General features: G+C 36.2%; 15 protein-coding genes. 2 read left to right on the top strand and 13 right to left on the bottom strand.

The annotated features are described in order from the left end of the window. Positions 1-1,316: 1,316 nt before the first annotated feature. From ACJAT0_RS09180 to rpmH, 5 genes are all read right to left on the bottom strand, one after another. Positions 1,317-1,709 carry a response regulator gene (locus tag ACJAT0_RS09180; protein WP_415181410.1) on the bottom strand — a complete coding sequence of 131 codons (393 nt, stop codon included), beginning with the start codon at positions 1,707-1,709 and terminating at the stop codon, positions 1,317-1,319. A 13-nt stretch (positions 1,710-1,722) separates the two neighbouring features. Further along, positions 1,723-4,224 carry a PAS domain S-box protein gene (locus ACJAT0_RS09175; RefSeq protein WP_415181409.1) on the bottom strand — a complete coding sequence of 834 codons (2,502 nt, stop codon included), beginning with the start codon at positions 4,222-4,224 and terminating at the stop codon, positions 1,723-1,725. An 885-nt stretch (positions 4,225-5,109) separates the two neighbouring features. Further along, positions 5,110-5,496, bottom strand: a complete 387-nt coding sequence (locus ACJAT0_RS09170; RefSeq protein WP_415181408.1) for a YchJ family protein — start codon at positions 5,494-5,496, stop codon at positions 5,110-5,112. Between the two features lie 609 nt (positions 5,497-6,105). Next, positions 6,106-8,958: a carbamoyl-phosphate synthase large subunit gene (carB, locus tag ACJAT0_RS09165; RefSeq protein ID WP_374002319.1), complete on the bottom strand. Its 2,853-nt coding sequence runs from the start codon at positions 8,956-8,958 to the stop codon at positions 6,106-6,108. A 104-nt stretch (positions 8,959-9,062) separates the two neighbouring features. Then, a complete protein-coding gene (rpmH, locus tag ACJAT0_RS09160) occupies positions 9,063-9,227 on the bottom strand; it encodes a 50S ribosomal protein L34 (protein ID WP_090753493.1) in 165 nt (54 codons plus the stop codon). 760 nt (positions 9,228-9,987) lie between these two features. On the opposite strand from rpmH, the gene ACJAT0_RS09155 reads away from it, so the two are divergent. Then, entirely contained in the window at positions 9,988-10,503 is a 516-nt protein-coding gene (locus ACJAT0_RS09155) for a DUF2892 domain-containing protein (RefSeq protein ID WP_374002318.1), read from the top strand. 226 nt (positions 10,504-10,729) lie between these two features. Here ACJAT0_RS09155 and ACJAT0_RS09150 read toward each other — a convergent pair whose 3' ends face one another. The 6 genes from ACJAT0_RS09150 to rpsA all read right to left on the bottom strand — a co-directional run bounded on the left by ACJAT0_RS09150 (position 10,730) and on the right by rpsA (position 16,561). After that, complete coding sequence (locus ACJAT0_RS09150) at positions 10,730-10,972, bottom strand: hypothetical protein (protein ID WP_415181407.1); 243 nt, start codon at positions 10,970-10,972, stop codon at positions 10,730-10,732. Positions 10,973-11,248: 276 nt separating this feature from the next. Further along, the gene (locus ACJAT0_RS09145; RefSeq protein ID WP_415181406.1) at positions 11,249-12,154 is read right to left on the bottom strand and encodes a ribonuclease Z; all 906 of its coding nucleotides are present in this window, start codon (positions 12,152-12,154) and stop codon (positions 11,249-11,251) included. A gap of 132 nt (positions 12,155-12,286) precedes the next feature. Then, positions 12,287-12,619 (bottom strand): ribonuclease Z, encoded by a 333-nt coding sequence (locus tag ACJAT0_RS09140; protein ID WP_374002315.1) that lies wholly within the window; start codon positions 12,617-12,619, stop codon positions 12,287-12,289. Next, positions 12,612-13,547 (bottom strand): aspartate carbamoyltransferase catalytic subunit, encoded by a 936-nt coding sequence (locus tag ACJAT0_RS09135; RefSeq protein ID WP_415181405.1) that lies wholly within the window; start codon positions 13,545-13,547, stop codon positions 12,612-12,614. Before ACJAT0_RS09135 ends, ACJAT0_RS09140 begins: the two co-directional genes overlap by 8 nt. Next, entirely contained in the window at positions 13,544-14,092 is a 549-nt protein-coding gene (pyrR, locus tag ACJAT0_RS09130) for a bifunctional pyr operon transcriptional regulator/uracil phosphoribosyltransferase PyrR (RefSeq protein WP_415181404.1), read from the bottom strand. Before pyrR ends, ACJAT0_RS09135 begins: the two co-directional genes overlap by 4 nt. A 612-nt stretch (positions 14,093-14,704) precedes the next feature. Beyond that, positions 14,705-16,561, bottom strand: coding sequence for a 30S ribosomal protein S1 (rpsA, locus tag ACJAT0_RS09125; RefSeq protein ID WP_374004637.1), 1,857 nt, complete (start codon positions 16,559-16,561; stop codon positions 14,705-14,707). Between the two features lie 639 nt (positions 16,562-17,200). On the opposite strand from rpsA, the gene ACJAT0_RS09120 reads away from it, so the two are divergent. Further along, entirely contained in the window at positions 17,201-17,416 is a 216-nt protein-coding gene (locus tag ACJAT0_RS09120; protein ID WP_415181403.1) for a hypothetical protein, read from the top strand. A 124-nt stretch (positions 17,417-17,540) separates the two neighbouring features. Here ACJAT0_RS09120 and cmk read toward each other — a convergent pair whose 3' ends face one another. Further along, complete coding sequence (gene cmk, locus ACJAT0_RS09115; protein WP_415181402.1) at positions 17,541-18,236, bottom strand: (d)CMP kinase; 696 nt, start codon at positions 18,234-18,236, stop codon at positions 17,541-17,543. Further along, positions 18,237-19,149: type IX secretion system protein PorQ (gene porQ, locus ACJAT0_RS09110; protein WP_415181401.1), on the bottom strand; the 913-nt coding region annotated here is incomplete at its 5' end.

Raw genomic sequence — 19,149 nt, 5'->3', positions numbered from 1 at the left:
TTTTAAAAGATTTTGTCTTTTTTTACCTCAATTAAAAGAGAGAAGAAAATTAATTAACATAAGCTAAAGCTCTCAATGATAAAGTTTTTTCTTGTGTTTAAAAAAAATAACAGGTTTTTTTAAAATAATAATTCAGGGTTGAATGCCACCCTTGTACACCGTAACATTAGTTCGCAAATTTTAATAGGAAAAACGTAAATAACTAATGTATCACCGTATATAATTTATTGCAACGGTTTACAGTAATCAAAGTCGATACAGTTTAATTATCAGTAACTGAGGAAAACTTGTTTGAAATACTCAAGCCATTAGCGATATAACCACTGGTTGATTGCTTAACAGACTAGTAAGTAACTCTATCTGAATCAAAAGTAACGTCCCTAAACAAGCTGTTACTTGTTAATAACTAGCCGTTGTGTTTATATAACTTCAAGTTCTGCACTTCCTTAAAGTCCTTAAAACCCTTAGAGTCCTCCCTACCCTTTCACCTACGCAAAGATCAGGTTGATTGCACAAACATCTTGTTTTTCTTTATCCAGCAATTTCCTTTTTTATAGCTTATTTGTACCCTATTTGTTGCCCAAAGTCTTGAATCTCTTCTATAGCAAGACTAAGAAAATACTGTATAGGGAAGTAACTGTATGATATGTGAGGATCATCCAACTATTCCTATAAGTTTACTGATTACCGCAATTAAGCTGGTATTTTTTTTTTAAAAAATAGGCTGTTTGAACTGTTACTTGGGAGAAGAAGGAAGTGTGGTTGTAAAGGGATTAGGAAAGCTATATGGAGACAGAATGGACCAGGAATTGGTGGTTAGTTACTAGACCAAATTAATTTCTAGGTAATATCAGCACCTGTATTTTTTTTAATCATTATTGCTTATTTCAAAAGACCATCTTTTGTTATATAGACTCATCCATATATTTTTAAAAATCAATTTCATTAAATTATACAATAAGATATCCAAAAACATTCTCAAAGAATATGATTTCAGAAAAAAAATTATTTGAGATTAAATATTTCATTAGATCAAAAAAGATGGCGGTACCGCCTCTCGATCTAGTAGTATCATAACTCCTACAACTCGACTAAAATATAATGCGAATAATTCTCTGATGTAATACTTCTTATAGGGACTACTTAAGTTGAATTTTAATTCATATCCAGTTTTTATTTGCTCTTTCAGGAGTTCCACCATCTCTTTCGAGAAATATTAGAAGCTTCTTCGCTGGAATGTTTGGTGTTATTACTGTTTCTATTTCCAAAATTTTCATTGCCCTTATCACAAAAATGATTGTTGTAATCCTATCTAATTAAGAATTTGAGCCAGCGATAATGGTCTTGAGATTTTCTTTACTCAAGGGTTTATGCAGAAAATAGCTGACCAACGGGTATTCATTAATTCTTAAAACATCTTTTACATTCGTGGACGAAGAAACCATGTAGATTTTAAGTTGAGGCAAGTTATTAGACTCAAATTTCTTTAACTTGTCTAAAAACTCCCAGCCATTTAGCAACGGCATATTAATATCGAGTAGCACAATGATTTCGTGAGTTACATTCTTTAATTTTTCGAGTTGCGTTAAGCCTATTTCTCCATTCTCACATTCCGTGATGGTGACAGAAAAGTCTATGTTTTGAATCATTTTCGAAACAATCATTCTGAAAATGGGATCATCATCGATAATAACTATTTCTTGTTTCATTTGATTAATATATTTATTCGTCAAAATTGTTAGCGTCAATAACTACTTTTTTTACAATGTCATCCATTTCATTGGTGGAAATCTTTAATTGGGTCAACCAAAATGAGATTTCATCTAAGCTTTCCGGTTGGTCTTCTATTAAATTTATAATGCCTAATATCCTAGAAAGTGGTGCGCGAACAACATGAGATTGTGTCCAAGCAATTTTTTTTAAAGCTTTATTTCTAATCTTAAGATCTTTACGCTGGATCTGTAGAGATGTATTAAGGTTGCTTAATTTTGAATCCATGGCTTTCTGATCAGTTATATTGGTCATAGCACCTACCATACGAACGGCTTTTCCTTTTTCATCTCTAACAAGTACGCTTCGATCTGAGACGTGAATTATTTTTCCTTGGTCATCAAATAACCTGTATTCTTGCTCCCATCGAGCGCATGTTTTGTCAGCAATTGCTGTCTCTAGACTTCTTCGAACTTTATCAATATCATCGGGATGAAATTGATCCATCCATACATCGATCTTTGAAGATGAGTTTAATGTTTTTACTCTAAAGAAACGTTCAATAGCTTTAGAATGGTAGAAGGTATTATTTATAATATTCCAGTCCCATATAACATCTTTGGTCGCTTCGGTTACCTTTTCGAATCGTTCATTAGCGAACAAAAGTATTCTTTCTGCTTCTTTACGATCGGTAATATCTTGAATACTTCCATATAAGCGAATGCATTTGCCATCTACTATTTCCGTATTTGTATTAGCTCTTACCCATATCTCCTTGTTTTTTGCTGTGACTATAACCGCTTCGAAATGATAAGATCCACCACTTAACATACCTTTTTCAAGAGTTGAATGTACCATATCCCGAAAATCTTTTCTATAAAAATTGATAGCTGTTTCCAGGCTTGGGGTAAATGCTTCCGGATCTGTCTCATGTATTTTATGGATTTCTTCTGCCCAAAAGAGTCTTTGTTGAACTAAATCTACTTCCCAGTTCCCAATTTTAGCGAGTTCGCTTACTTGACGATTTAATTCTTTTAATTTCATATCTTCAGTTACATCTCGCTGGATGGCAATGATATGCGTATAAATACCTTTTTGATTTGAAACTGGGGATATACTCAGGTTCACCCAAAATTCCTCTCTATTTTTCTTGTAATTAATAATAGTAATCTCACAAGATTCCCTGTTTTTGAGCGCACGATTTAGTCTATCCAATTCCTTTCGGTCTGATTTTGGTCCTTGAAGTATTCGTGGTGTTTTCCCAATTATATCTTCCGCAGTATAACCGGTCATTTTTGTGAAAGCTTCATTTATAAAAATGACTTTAGGACCCGGGGCATCAAGTAGTTCAGCTTCGGTAATCAAAACGGCGTCTTTAGCATGTGTGACCACGCTTTCTAATAATTTTAGCTGCCGCTTTTCTTCCATTTTATCTGTGATATCTCTCGAATTGGCTACGATACCGTTTACCGAAGGAGTATTTAACCTATTAGTCAACACTGTTTCCATCCACCGCCATTCCTTTTTATAGTCTTGAAAACGATAGGGATCTGTAAGGACCCTATTTTCAGTAACTACTTTTTGTAAACTACTACGCACCCATTCAGCATCATCTGGATGAATAGACTCAAATGAATTTCCACCATCCTCCTTGTCTAATGAAATGCCAAGTGCTTTACTGCTTATGGAGCTTTTATATATATAGTTTCCTTCTATGTCTACGATACTAATAAGGTCAGAACCTTCTTGAATCAAAGCCTTAAATCGTTGTTCGATGTGGAAGACTTTTTCTTCTTGTTCGTTTTTATGTTTACCGTCTCTAACTACACAATGCAGGAATTTGGTTTTTTCATCCCAAGTTGCAAACCATAAATTACAGGCAATATTCCCATCTTTTTTTTTGTAGCGATTAAAAAAATATTTGACATCCTCTCCTTTAAGTAAAGCAGCCGTTATCTGATTTGTTTTAGAGATATCCTCTTCTAAAATCAAATTCAGATACCTTGTACCAATTAACTCTTCGGGCGTATATCCCCAGTGACTTATGGCAGAAGCGCTTACGTATACAAAATTACCCTCAAGATCGATAGTGCAAAAAACATCTAAAGAAGCATTCATTAATTGATTCACTTCAAATCGTTGGTTTGCCAAGTGCGTAATGTCCTTGGATTGACAACTTACTGCAAAAATTTTGTCGTCTTCTGCTCTTAACGGTTCAAAGGTTTCTTGAGTGTATTGGAATTTATTTAATACTGGATTGTAATAATGCTCTTCTATTTCAAAGTATTCTCCTTGAAGAGAACGGGAATAATAAGCCTTCCACTTTTTAATATATCCTTCACCAAAACCTTCCCTAATAGCAGATTCATTGAGTTTTTTTTCAATTCCAGTTATTTCTTTAGTTGAACTTAAAAAGGCTTTATTTGCATAAATCAATCGAAAATCTAGATCAACCACCCAAAACATATTTTTGCTTTGATCTAAAAAAATATTGACGCACTCCGCTAGTATCATATAAATGGTATTAAATATTCTTTTAATATGGTAAAGTGTGGCGGGGAAATTAAATGCTAAAAGGCTTATTTATTGTCTCCTTTTTTATTTTTATGAAGTCCTATCGTGTTTTATCTCAGGTTGCTATTTTATCCTAATCAAACGTGACTTTTTATTGTAATTATTGGAGTGTTTAGTGACCTCATTTAGTAAATAAAACAAGTAATGAAAATGTGCAAGGATTATTATAAGTTAGGTCCGAGTCAAATATTCAAATTGTTCCACGTTACTAATTCTGTACTTAAAGGTACATAAAAAATTTAAAATCACTTTACGGTTTACCTTAACAAGCGAAGTTTTATATGAAATTAAGGAAAAGAAAGAATAAATACTTTTGGCTTTTTTCTCTTTTAAACATTCAAAACCATCATAAAAAAAATATTTTCCTTGCGATAATTCGTAAAAAAACAGCATAACGTTATTTAGAAAAGCTGAGATTTCCAGACGTATATTTTACAGTTAACTTATTTGAATCACCTATAACTAAAAAATTCCCTTGTTAATAGTTAAGGTACATATTTCCTTTTTAGTAATTTTCTGTTTCTTATTTGTTGCCGACCATCTTTCTATTAAACTATTAAGAACACATTGTAGGCATTGCTAAAATTAACAAATACAATCCTTGGATAATGGATTATATATCTAATCAATAATAATTTATCATCACATATGGATAGATGCTTTGTCAGTTTTTTTTTATGATTGGAGCGCATAATATCATTAAGAATAGTTTCTATAATGTTTCCCTGAATAACAACTGGTATAGAGGTTTGTAGCATTCCCTTTCAGCCATGTGAGCAACAGCAGAAAAGCATCATAGAACAAACTCCTAGTAACTACTTATTTTTAGATGGCGTCTACATATACCCAATGACCGTTTTCCTTGCAAAATCTGGAATGTTCGTGTAGAACCTCTTCCTGATTATTTTCTATATAAAAAGCCTTAAACTCAACGGTGCCCATAAAATCCTTTTCTACGCCAAGGGTAGTTTGTACTATTTCTAATTCCAGCCATTTGACAGTTTTAGACCACTGCTCTATCTCAAGAGCTTCTTTTCTACTTGGACGTTGTGTGCTGTGATGACTGCGTTGTAGATAATCTATATTTCCCATGACAAAAGCGCTGTATCGAGAACGCATTAATTGATGAGCCGTTTTAACCGCCTTAATGTTCTTGTGGGCGATGGAACAGCAATTTTCGTACGTATTATTTGGATCACATGGGCAGGTCATTGGGTGTTTTTTGGTGTCATAAAAGCTTTCATTATCCACCTTAAGTCTTGATAAATAGCAACTGGTTATTCTCTGAGAAAACACGTCCACATATTCCTAAATTTTATCAGAAATGCAGGCCTTATTCCCAAGGCTATTAAAATTAAATAAAATCCATCCTTTTTATTGATGGCATACCTGATTAGAAAATACGGGCTCCAACTCATCAAACCATGACAGGCTTAAAAAGTAAAACCATATGAGTTCTAAAACGACATAAACTCTTTTATTAAGGACTTTGTAAAAAGAAATAATTGGAATAGATCATCCTTTAATCCAACTTTTCAATTCATCTTCACAGCTTCTAGGCTGCGTTAAAACGTCTTTATCTAAACAAGAAAAATACTTACTTTAAAGATAGTGAATATTCTAATTCCTCTTTCGGGTAAGCGAAAGCAAAACCTGAAAACTAAAAAGCCCTAAAAATTTATAACTTTTAGGGCTTATATTTTATTTTAAATTGTCTGTCTCGACCAATCGAACACTATGGAATATCGAGATAAAACATGATTTCAACACAGATCGAGATAAGCACCAATACATGCTGCATCAAGCGCAGAAAATGAAATTTTACTTGCTCAAATACATTCTTCTTCTCGCGTACAAGTCATAAAACTCGTCGTCTTTTAAGTCATCTATAAACAAAATGCTTTCTCCAGTAGATTTCATTTCTGGTCCTAGACGCTTGTCCACATTGGGGAATTTATTAAAAGAGAAGACCGGTTGTTTAATCGCATAGCCTTCTAGCTGTGGTTTGAAATCAAAATCAGTCACCTTATTGTGCCCCAACATTACTTTGGTAGCATAGTTTACGTAGGGTTCTTTATAAGCTTTGGCGATAAATGGCACGGTACGAGATGCTCTCGGATTTGCTTCAATGATATACACCATATCATCCTTAACCGCAAACTGGATATTGATCAAGCCTACGGTTTGTAATGCTAAAGCAATCTTCTTCGTGTGGTCCTTAATTTGCTGCATAACTAAGTCCCCTAAAGTGAACGGTGGTAGCAATGCATTAGAATCTCCCGAATGCACTCCACAAGGCTCTATATGCTCCATAATACCGATAATGTAGATATTCTCTCCATCACAAATCGCATCTGCCTCTGCCTCTATAGCTCCATCTAAATAATGATCGAGCAACAACACGTTATTAGGTATTTTTCTTAAAATATCTACCACGTGCTCTTCGAGCTCGTCTTTGTTGATTACAATCTTCATTCCTTGACCGCCCAATACATAAGAAGGTCTTACTAAAATAGGGAAATCAAGATGCTCTGCGGCTACAAGTGCCTCAGCTGGTGTAGTTGCTGTTGCAAATTCTGGAAAAGGAATGTCATTTTCCAATAATAATTTTGAGAACAAACCGCGATCTTCAGCAAGATCCAAGGCTTTATAACTCGTTCCTAAAATTTTAATACCGTAGCGATCTAGTTTTTCGGCTAGCTTTAAAGCAGTCTGTCCACCTAATTGTACGATCACTCCTTCTGGCTTTTCATGACGTATGATATCATAAATATGTTCCCAAAAAACAGGCTCAAAGTACAATTTATCTGCCGTATCAAAATCGGTAGAAACTGTTTCTGGATTGCAGTTGATCATGATGGTTTCGTACCCACATTCCTGTGCGGCATAAACCCCATGAACACAGCAGTAATCAAATTCAATTCCCTGTCCTATGCGATTGGGACCAGAACCTAAGACGATGACCTTTTTCTTGTCAGAAACAACACTTTCATTTTGTACGTATCGCTTTCCGTCTGCCGTTTCTATATCTGCCTCAAAAGTCGAATAATAATAAGGTGTTTTTGCTGTAAACTCTGCCGCACAAGTATCCACGAGTTTATACACTCGGTTTATATTCATCTCTTCCCGTAAATTGTACACCTCGGACTCGAGACATCCCAACATATGAGCGATCTGACGGTCTGCAAAGCCTTTTTGTTTAGCTTCTAATAGTAGCTTTCGCGAAAGCGTGCCTACATCAAACTTTCCGATTTCTTTTTCTAATAAGTAGAGTTCTTCAAACTGCTTCAAATACCACATATCGATTCTGGTGATCTCGTGAATGCGATCCAATGAGATGCCCATAACCACGGCATCGTAGATAGCAAACACCCGATCCCAACTCGCGTTAGTTAATTTTTCAATCACTTGATTGTAATCTGTATAGCCTTTCCCGTCTGCTCCTAGACCATTGCGCTTAATTTCTAGCGACTGTGTAGCTTTATGAAGGGCTTCTTGGAAAGAACGACCTATTCCCATCACTTCACCTACCGACTTCATTTGAAGGCCTAACGTGCGGTCAGCTCCTTCAAACTTATCAAAATTCCAACGTGGTATTTTTACAATTACATAATCTAAAGTAGGCTCAAAAAGAGCACTTGTAGATTTGGTAATTTGATTATCTAATTCATCTAGCGTATAGCCTATAGCCAATTTAGAAGCTATTTTTGCAATTGGATAACCGGTCGCTTTTGAGGCCAATGCACTAGAACGACTTACTCTCGGATTGATCTCTATCGCGATGATATTTTCTTCTTCGTCTGGACTTACCGCAAATTGCACATTACAACCACCGGCAAATTCTCCTATACTGCGCATCATGTGAATCGCCATGTCCCGCATCTTTTGATAGGTGCGATCTGATAGAGTCATCGCAGGTGCTACCGTAATGGAATCTCCCGTATGGATTCCCATAGGATCCATATTTTCTATCGTACAGATGATAACCACATTATCATTATCGTCCCTTAATAATTCTAATTCGTATTCTTTCCACCCCATTAAAGCCTTGTCAATCAAAACCTCATGTATAGGTGATGCTTCAAGACCACGAGTCAATAATTCTTCAAATTGATCTTCTGTATGTACCAAACTGGCTCCGAAACCACCTAGAGTAAACGAAGGACGTATCACGAGTGGAAAACCAAACTCCTGAGCGATTTCTTTACCTTTCAAAAAGGACTTTGCGGTAGCCGATGGAGCAACAGGCACGCCTATTTTTACCATCAAAGCTTTGAACTTGTCGCGATCTTCGGTAACATGAATGGCATCGATGTCCACGCCTATGATTTCTACTTTATTGTCCTCCCAGATTCCTTTCTCATCTGCTTCTATACAAAGATTAAGTGCGGTCTGTCCACCCATAGTCGGTAGAACCGCATCAATTTGTGGATGCTCAGCTAGTATTTTTTTCAATGACTTTGTCGTGAGCGGCAAGAGGTACACATGATCTGCCATACTTGGATCAGTCATGATGGTTGCAGGGTTTGAGTTGATCAATATGGTTTCAACACCTTCTTCTCTTAAAGATCTGAGTGCTTGGGAACCTGCATAATCGAACTCACATGCCTGACCAATGATAATCGGTCCACTACCTATTAATAAAATGGATTTGAGGTCTTTTCTTTTTGGCATTTTGGTGTGAATTATAAGGGCTTAAATATCGTGATTTTTGGGTGCAAAAAAAAGGCGTCAATTCTATAGAATTAACGCCTCATATATAATTTAAAGATAAACCATTATCTCTTATGTCTTCTTTCTGTAGATACAGATAATTTCTTACGTCCTTTTGCTCTGCGACGTGAAAGAACCTTGCGACCGTTTGCAGATGCCATTCGCTCTCTAAAACCGTGCTTATTTCTTCTTTTTCTTTTACTTGGTTGGTATGTTCTTTTCTGTGCCATAGCTTGAAATCTGTGTCTGTATGTAAAAAGGCCTAAAAACCTTAATTTTTAATCGGCTGCAAATATAGCAACTCTTATATTACATACAATAAGAAATGTATTTTTTTTGAATTTATTTTTAGTTATGTACCTGTAGAAATAAGTTAGATATCAAGAAACCTATCAAGAGGGGCTATTGTTATTTTTTGTTCCAATTTGATAGGCAATCTATGGGATAACATACTTTAGATAAAGTTTAAGATCATATAAAACCCTTTAGAGTCTCGGTAAATCTCAACAATCTCTTTCCATTTCAGTATACTCCCTGCAGCCCATATAGCTAAGGAACTTACTGGAATGCGGATTTGTTCTAATCATGAGAATGATTATTAGATTCCGTACAAATTTTATGACGAACCTCGTGTCACTTATTATAAAAATCAGAAACAAACTTTATAAAACGACAAGTCCTATGCTGAATGTAGCCACTTATAACCGATTCTAGAGAATCGACTGATAAACCAAAATAATTTAATGAAAACTACTAGATGTTTCTCCTTTGGACAAATGGGTGCCATTTGCTGCGCTTTTGTCGAAGTAAGAATAGCAGCGCTGCGGTGCTGGAAGATAAAATACATTCTAAACTTTGCTAAAACAAAGGGAACACTGATCATTTGTTCTAGCAAATTTTTTGGATTATTGAACGAAAAACTGTGACCTTGTCTGTGACTGCGAACTGACTAAAATCGTATCTTTGCAGACTTTAACAACAAACCTTATCATGTTTAACAAAAACATCAAACTGGTTATTACTGCATTAATTGTAGCTTATGCCATATATCAAATTACCAGAAACGAAATTCTTACTGGAATATTTCTAATTCTCTTTTCTGGAATATTTATTTTCCTTTATTTTAAAAATGAGATGATTCTTCTCGCTTTTATGCGTTTGAGAAAGCAAGATTTTCCAGGTGCTAAAAAATGGCTGGATAAGATCTCTAACCCAGAAGCAGCTCTCGTTAAAAAACAACAAGGCTATTACAACTATTTACACGGATTGATGATCTCCCAAGAAAACATGACCAAAGCAGAAAAATACTTTAAGAAAGCACTTTCTTTAGGACTGAGTATGGATCAAGATATTGCGGTTGCAAAACTCAACCTTGCGGGTATTTCTATGATGAAACGCCGCAAACGGGAAGCTACCATGCTATTGAGCGAGGCTAAAAAACTAGACAAACACGGGATGCTGAAAGATCAGATCAAAATGATGAAGGATCAAATGAAGAAAATATAGTTTTTTTTTAGAGAAACAAAAGCTTATAACAAAGCCCCATCTTGCGATGGGGCTTTGTTCATTAGTACAGTGCCCCAAAATTAATTTTAATAGGCTTAAACCTGTCGCAACCGTGCTCTAATTCTAGCTGAATATTATAAAAAGCTCCTAAAGCATCTACAGCAATTAAAAGATTAATATCATGTCGCCTCAACGTATTTTTATCGAATTCAGAATATATAGCCTCTTAAAATAGACCACCTTCTCCACTCCATATCCCAGCTTCTATGATCTCCTTTTCACTAGACGCTAAGATGTCAAAATCCTGAGGTATGGACTTATATAGGAACGTAATTTTGGTTTCAAGTGTGATTTGAGCCAACCATATGTCCTTATCCAAATCATAATAATGTGATTTACCCATTTGCCAAATGGTCTTAGGGTGCTTTTGAATAAATTGATCAATGGCTACAAAGACATCTTGATCCAACCATTGAAAAGTAGAAGTAACTACATCATCATTATTGATTTGATAAAAGTTTGTAACCGACTAGATCGTCTGGATCGTCACAAACTTTCCTATGGAACAGCTAACTAAATTGTAAATATCGTTGAGCTTTTCTTCTGTAAAAAAGGTATTCATCTTTTTTGTCCCCCAATTTTCGTCTATAGGAGACGAACAACAGCCTATGAAAGCCACAATAAAAAAACTCTGTATTTTATGTTTTATTATTAACGGATACAGAAATATCCTTTGGGAAAATTTCTAAAACTCAAATACCTTTCCATCCATCGCCAGTTCTGTATTCTCAAAGATTTCTTTCGCTTCTGTTCTAAACAATTCATAATCGCCGTAGCGAGAAGAATAATGTCCTAGTATAAGGGTACCTACTTTTGCTTTTAAAGCTATAGTTGCCGCTTGTGCTGCGGTACTGTGTTTTGTTCTTTCACAAAGATGCTCATGTGATTTCAAAAAGGTGCTTTCATGATATAAAGCGGTAACCCTAGTTATTTGCGGTACCATATCCTCTTTGTAAACCGTATCGCTGCAAAAGGCATAGCTTTTAGAAGTACCGTCATTGATAGTCAGCTCTTCATTAGAAATTACCTCGCCATTATCTAAGGTAAAATCATGTCCTTGCTTGATCTTGCGGTAATAGGCATGATCGATTCCGTACTCTTCACAAGCTACTATATCTAAGCGTTTGTCGCCAGGCTTTTCTTGAAATAGAAAGCCCTGTGTAAATACGCGGTGCTCCAGTGGGATAGTGGTTACGGTCAAGGAATCATCTTCTAGTAAGACCTGTGGGATGTTTTCTACGCTTTCGCGAAAGCGTAAGTCATAAGATGTATATACCTTAGCTAATTTTAATTGTAATAAAATCAACTCTTTAATTCCTTTAGGCCCATAGATCGTCAACTCAGACTCTCGACTTAACAGGCAAAAGGTAGAGATCAAGCCTATCAATCCATAAACATGATCGCCATGGAGGTGTGAAATAAAAATGTGCTTGATACGTGAAAATTTGATGCTGTTTTTACGCAATGCCATCTGTGTTCCTTCACCACAATCAATGAGAAATAAATGCCCTTTCATTTCCAAAACCTGAGCTGTAGGTCTGGCGTTATCTCGTGGTGTAGCACTGTGGCAACCGAGTATAGTTAGTTTCAAATAAAATATTTTTTGGAATATAAAAGTAGCGCTTTAGTCACAGTATTCAATTATAGTTTTCAATTGCTCCGTGGAAATTTGTAGTTCGCGATAGTGGAAAACGATACCGCTATGCAGAGGTATGACGTCCAGTTAAAACCCTAAATCGCGTTCGATTTCTTCCATATCAATCAGATCTTCTGCTTCGTGAATCGTAGGAACGATTAATAATTCATCGGGGATTTCATCTCTAGAAAGAGCGGTATTCACCATAACAAAAGATTGTTTTGCAACTCTGTGTCTATTGCTCAACCCTAGAAAAGAGATCAAGTCCATTAAAGAGGCTTTATCGTATGCTAACAAATCTATGATCAGATTCTTTCCTTTGAACTGATCATAAATCCTGTCTAAAAAGGCAGCAAAATCCTTAATATCATCTTGCTCATCTTTTAATAGTAGGTACTTGTTATTTTCTTTACTAATCATTTCTTCTAATTTTTGCAGCGACCAGATACAAGACTGCCATTCTAATGGCAACACCGTTTTCTACCTGATTCAAGATAATTGCCTGATCAGAATCTGCTACGTCGCTTGTTATTTCTACACCTCTATTGATAGGTCCGGGATGCATGATAACAATGTCTTTTTTAAGACTGTCCAGCAACTCTTTATTCACCCCATACTGTTGCACATATTCTCTCACACTAGGGAAATAAGAAATATCCATGCGCTCATTCTGTACGCGCAGCATATTTGCTACATCACACCACTCTAAAGCCTTTTTAAGGTTGAGCTCTACCTTAACTCCTAAAGATTCAATATGCTTAGGTAGTAAAGTAGCCGGGCCACATACCATTACTTCGGCTCCTAATTTTTTTAAACAGTAGATATTAGAAAGCGCCACGCGGCTGTGTAAAATATCTCCGACTATAACTACCTTTTTACCTTTAAGACTTCCTAGCTTCTCCCTAATAGAGTAACTATCTAACAAAGCTTGGGTAGGATGCTCGTGCGCGCCATCTCCTGCATTTACGATTCTTGCATTGACGTGTTTAGATAGAAAAACCCCAGCTCCAGGATGAGGATGTCTCATTACAACTATATCCACTTTCATGGCGAGAATATTATTTACGGTATCCACAAGCGTCTCTCCTTTCTTTACAGAGCTTTGTGCGGCACTAAAGTTAATCACATCAGCACTTAGGCGTTTTTCAGCTAATTCAAAGGAAAGTTTAGTTCTTGTCGAATTCTCAAAGAAAAGGTTGGCAATGGTAATATCTCTTAAAGAAGGCACTTTTTTAATAGGCCTGTTGATAATTTCTTTAAACTGGTCTGCCGTTTTGTGAATCAGGTTGATATCCTCTACGGTAAGGTATTTAATACCTAAAACATTATCGACACTCAATTCACTCATTGGTCTTCATTTTTTATAAGGTAAACAGCATCTTCTCCTCCATTCTCTTTCCAGAGTACTTTTACTTTTTGATTATTGATAGCGTCTACTTGACGTCCATTATAATCGGGCTGTATAGGTAAGTGTCTAGAAAACCTCCGGTCTATAAGAGTCAGTAATTCAATGGTATCTGGTCTCCCAAAAGATTGTAAAGCTGTAAGTGCGGCACGTATGCTTCTTCCTGTATAAAGAACGTCGTCCACAATGACCACACGCTTATTCTCTACAAGAAAATCAATCTCTGTAGAATTTGCTTTTAAAGGTTCTTCATTTCTTCTAAAATCATCACGGTAAAAAGTAATATCTAACAATCCTGTTTTAAGATTCTTTATTTTATAATTAGTATTAAGGATTTGAGCAAGACGATTTAATAAAAACCCACCTCTAGGCTGTAATCCTACTAAAGCTGTGTTTTCAAAAGTAGTGTGATTTTCAACTAGTTGGCAAGCAAGCCTGTGAAGAATAATATCCAAAGCTGCGGCATCGAGAAGTAGTTTTTGACTCATGAAACCAATTTAATTTCAGAAATGTAGTGGCAATATTGACCCATATATAGGCAAAGATAAGTATTTTGGTGTTTGATTAAAGTTTGAATTTAAATTAATGAATTTTATTATCCTTCACACTTATTTTCTTTTTAACCATTAAGAAATAGCATTCGCTTTTATTCTCCCTCGCAGCACAGCATATTTCCATAGTGCATTTTGTTTATTCTGTATCCTTATCTTAATCAGTTATTTTAACACTCGCAACCAAAACAAAAAGGCAAGCAGTTGCTCCAGTCTCTATTTCTACTAGTTGCTGCCATCTACTGCTATATCATTGAAGTTTATTAGTACATCTCTGTTATGGATGGCTGTTCCGCTTTCGCGAAAGCGAGAATGCTAAAATATTAAGAATCAAAGCATACAGCATTTCATGGAACACATACTAATTGCCTTCATAAGGACGGCCTTCTTTGAACAAAAAAAGAAGCTGAACAAAAGGCGGTGCGCACGCTGTTTTTAAATACTCTATTAGTCTCACATACAGGTAACCTTAGAAGCGCTTTAAAATAGAGGCATAAAAAAATCCCTTATCGGTAAACCGATAAGGGATTTTAAACAAGAGAAAAGTGATTATTTCTTTCCTTCCATTCTATCTTTAAGAGCCTGTAGCTTAGTGTTAGCGTCACCTAAAGTAGGTTTAGATTCCTCTTGAGCTTTAACAGCTGCTTGTTGTACATTCTTAGCTTCTTCTTCCTTGTGAAGAATCATATGAGAACCTACTACACGCTTAAATTCTTTGTTGAATTCAATGATCTGGATTTGCGCCTTCTCACCTTTTTTCAATTTAGAACCGTCTTCTTTTTCTAAGTGACGTGTTGGGATGAATACAGAGATATCTTCATTAAAGTTGACTACAGCACCTTTGTCTACAGTTTCTGTAATTTCAATATCATGAGTCGTTCCTACGCCGAATTCAGCTTCGTATTTATCCCATGGATTAGGCATAGTTTGCTTATGTCCAAGTGATAATTTACGTCCTTCAACATCTAGTTCTAGAACCACTACTTCTAAGGTATCTCCAACAGCACAAAATTCTGATGGGTGCTTCACTTTCTTAGTCCAAGAAAGATCAGAAATGTAAATTAATCCATCTACTCCTTCTTCAAGTTCTACAAATACACCGAAATTAGTAAAGTTTCTTACCGTACCAGAATGACGTGAACTTACAGGATACTTCGTAGTAATGTCTGTCCATGGATCTGGGTGAAGTTGCTTCATACCAAGAGACATCTTGCGATCTTCTCTATCAATTGTAAGTACCTCAGCATCAATAATATCTCCTACTTTTACAAAGTCACCAGCACTTCTTAAGTGCGTAGACCATGACATTTCAGATACGTGAACAAGTCCTTCAACTCCTTCTTCTACCTCTACAAATGCACCGTAATCTGCGATTACCACTACTTTTCCTTTAACCTTGTCTCCTGTTTTGATCTTGTCAGAAAGCGCTTCCCATGGATGAGCTTCTAGCTGCTTAAGACCTAACTGGATGCGAGACTTATCTTCGTCAAAGTCAAGAATTACAACGTTAAGTGTTTGGTCTAGTTCTACAATCTCGTTAGGATGATTGATACGTGACCAAGAAAGGTCCGTAATGTGCACCAATCCATCTACACCACCTAGATCAACAAATACACCGTAAGAAGTTATGTTTTTTACAACACCTTCAAGTACCTGTCCTTTTTCTAGACGAGAAATAATCTCTTTCTTCTGCTCTTCAATATCTGCTTCGATAAGTGCTTTATGAGATACAACAACGTTTTTGAATTCGTGGTTGATTTTCACCACCTTAAATTCCATTGTTTTATCCACGTACTGATCGTAATCACGAATAGGCTTCACATCAATTTGTGAACCTGGTAAGAATGCTTCGATACCGAATACATCTACGATCATACCACCTTTCGTACGACATTTAACGTAACCATTTACGATCTCGCCAGTGTCATGTGCCGTATTAACGCGTTCCCATGCCTTGATAAGACGTGCTTTACGGTGAGAAAGGATCAACTGTCCTGTCGCATCTTCCCGTACATCTACAAGAACTTCTACCTTATCACCTTCTTTAAGGTTTTGGTTGTAACGAAATTCGTTAAGAGAAATAACACCTTCAGATTTTGCATTGATATCAATGATAGCATCACGATCCGTGATTTTGATTACTATACCTTCAATAACATCCGTATCTATTGTGTCAACAAAGTTGTCAGATACTAATTTTTCAAATGCCTTTAATTGAGCCTCATCAACCTTTTCGATTCCTTCACTATAGCGTTCCCAGTCAAAAGTGTCTAGGAATTCAGTAGGATCAACTTGTTGTGGGGAAGTAGGTTGTGCAGGTGCTTGTTCTACTTGTTCTTGAACTTGAGTATCAGATGCAACATCTTTTGCAGCTTCAAGTTCTTGTTTGTTTGTTTCTTCAGCCATAATAGGTTTGCTGATTAAAATTTGTATTCTAAAGAGGCGTGGAAACTAAAAGAACTTCCTTAGAAGAGTGATTTATAAATTTTTCATTCCCAACCGGTTTCCTTATTCTCGATTTGGGTTTGCAAAAATACGTTTTTTTTTCATGCTTTCCTATTCAAATATATTCAAAAATATGAAAGACTATTCCGCTTTTGCGAAAGCAGAATAACAACCTACCTCAAAAGCCTGTAATATCTTTCACTAGTTCAAAAAGCCTCTTTCCTCATCACTGCTTTTTAAATCTCTTTTATAAAAGTAGTTTTAAATGAATTTAAAAACCAAAATCATAAAAAAATACTGCTTTTTAAAGCTATTACAGTATGTAGTGTAGGCTGTCTTGACAAAACTATAACGGTAAAATAACAGGCCCCGATGGCGGCTATTTAGGAGCTATTCTTTCTGTAAAAAAACAAACACAGATACCGCAACAGATTTTGGCGGAAACTATCAAGTAGAAGCGCAACCAGAAAATACGCTGGTCATTAACTATTCTGGATAGGATACTCATGAAATTGTGGTTGGCAATAAGACGCTTATTATATACCTCTTACTACGAGCTTGGATCAAGTGGTAGTTAAGGGATACAGAACCGCGAAACCTGTGAAAAGCAGGGTTGCAACTAGCATTTACTCCACTACTACTATAAAATCCAGACCTAACACTACTGATATGCACACCTTATCTGGTCAAGTTGCAGAATTAAATATCCAAACGACAACTGTTCCACCTGGAGGAAGTAATACCCTTAAAATAAAAGGTCTTGGGAAGAGGAATGAATCTCAACAACCACCTGTAAAGGTAGCATCATATATGTAAGAAGCAATTAACAACATGCGAAGTATTTGTCTTGACATGTTTTCTTTTAATATGCCGATCTTCAAATAAATCAAGAAAGGCTCCGATAGATTCCGCATCAAATGCAGAAATTCAAGAACTCCACTTAGTTGCTCTCTATAGCTTCCTCAGCCCAAGAAACTAATAATTCAAATTGCTCTTCCCTTGTCATATCAGAAGTATCTAACAATTTCGCTTCTGGCAGCTGTACCAGCGGACTGTCTTCTCTCGTGGAATCGATATGATCTCTTTCCACTACATTTTTAAGCACCTGATCAAGAGAAACATCTTCGCCTGTTTCTAGTAACTCTGCATAACGCCTTTGAGCGCGTACTTCTGGCACTGCGGTCATAAATACTTTAAGCTCTGCGTCTGGGAAAACGACACTGCCTATATCACGTCCATCCATAACAATTCCTTTCTTCGCACCCATCGCTTTTTGTTGCTCTACAAGTTGAGCACGTACTTCAGAAATTTCGGCAACTTTACTTACTATACTGCTTATTTCTAATGTGCGGATTTGCTTTTCTATATTCTCATTGTCCAGATAAACGTCTGCGCTGTCTGTTTCTTTGTTGTATTTAAAACTAATCTTAACGTCTGATAAAGATTCGACTAACTTTTTACTATCTAAGATCCCTGACTCTATTAATTTATGGCTTAAAGCGTAATAAGAAACCGCTCTATACATCGCTCCTGTGTCCACGTAAACATATTGCAATTTTACAGCCAGTTGTTTTGCAGCCGTACTTTTACCCGTACTGGAATGTCCGTCAATGGCGATGGTAATTTTCTTACTCATTTATTGTAAATTTATATTGACTCCAAAAAGACTTGTATGTGCCGCCAGTGTGTATCTCGCATGTGTATAGCTAAAACGCAAGTTATTCATCTTCAAGGAAAAACCAGCGCTAACACCTGAAAAAGCCCTCGTGTTTTCAATACGCAATTCCTCTGCTCTTCTAAAACTATACCCCAATCGCACTTCAAAAATTTGCTCCGGAAAAATCTCTAACCCTAAAACCGTATGCCGTAGTGCATTGTTAAAGAAACTAGGTTTTTCTTCAGTCACATTTCCGTCAAGGTCTGTTTGTGCATTGGCATCGTTTGAGAATGCTATGTTCCATTGTTGCAGGTTTTCTAAGGTTACATGTAACCGCAAAGGAAGATTCTTCATCGTATTTGAAAACCCCGCCGATATCTCTAAAGGTAAATCTTCATAAATCTCATCATAAGGCGTGAATTGTGTTCCTAAATTGCGCACCACCAAAGCTGCTCTTATTGCTTTGTCTTCATTATAATACAACATTCCTAAATCTATCGCTCCACCAAAGGAGGTGTAAATATCCAGCTTAGAAGAAATCAATTTCAAGTTGGCTCCTACATAAAAGTCTGACCATGGAATGTTATAGCTGTACCCCATAGAAACAGCAACTTCATTACCGCCAAATTCTCCAGTAGCATTTCCCTGTTCATCATAGCCATCAAATTTTCCGTAGTTCAAATAGGTCACTCCAGCATGAAACGTCTGCACGTGTCTGTCCCAAGTGTAGGCATAGCTAGCTGTTCCATAGTTCACATCGCCTAAATAATTTACATAATTAACTTGTAATTGATGGTCCATTTTAGCATTTATAGTGGCTGGATTATAAATTCCAGAAGTAGGATCATAATCTACGCCTGTCAATATCCTGCCTCCTAGCGCGGCTTGTTTT

The organism is Nonlabens sp., from assembly GCF_047636915.1.
Lineage (GTDB): Bacteria > Bacteroidota > Bacteroidia > Flavobacteriales > Flavobacteriaceae > Nonlabens.
This window is presented reverse-complemented; position numbering and strand designations above follow the sequence as displayed.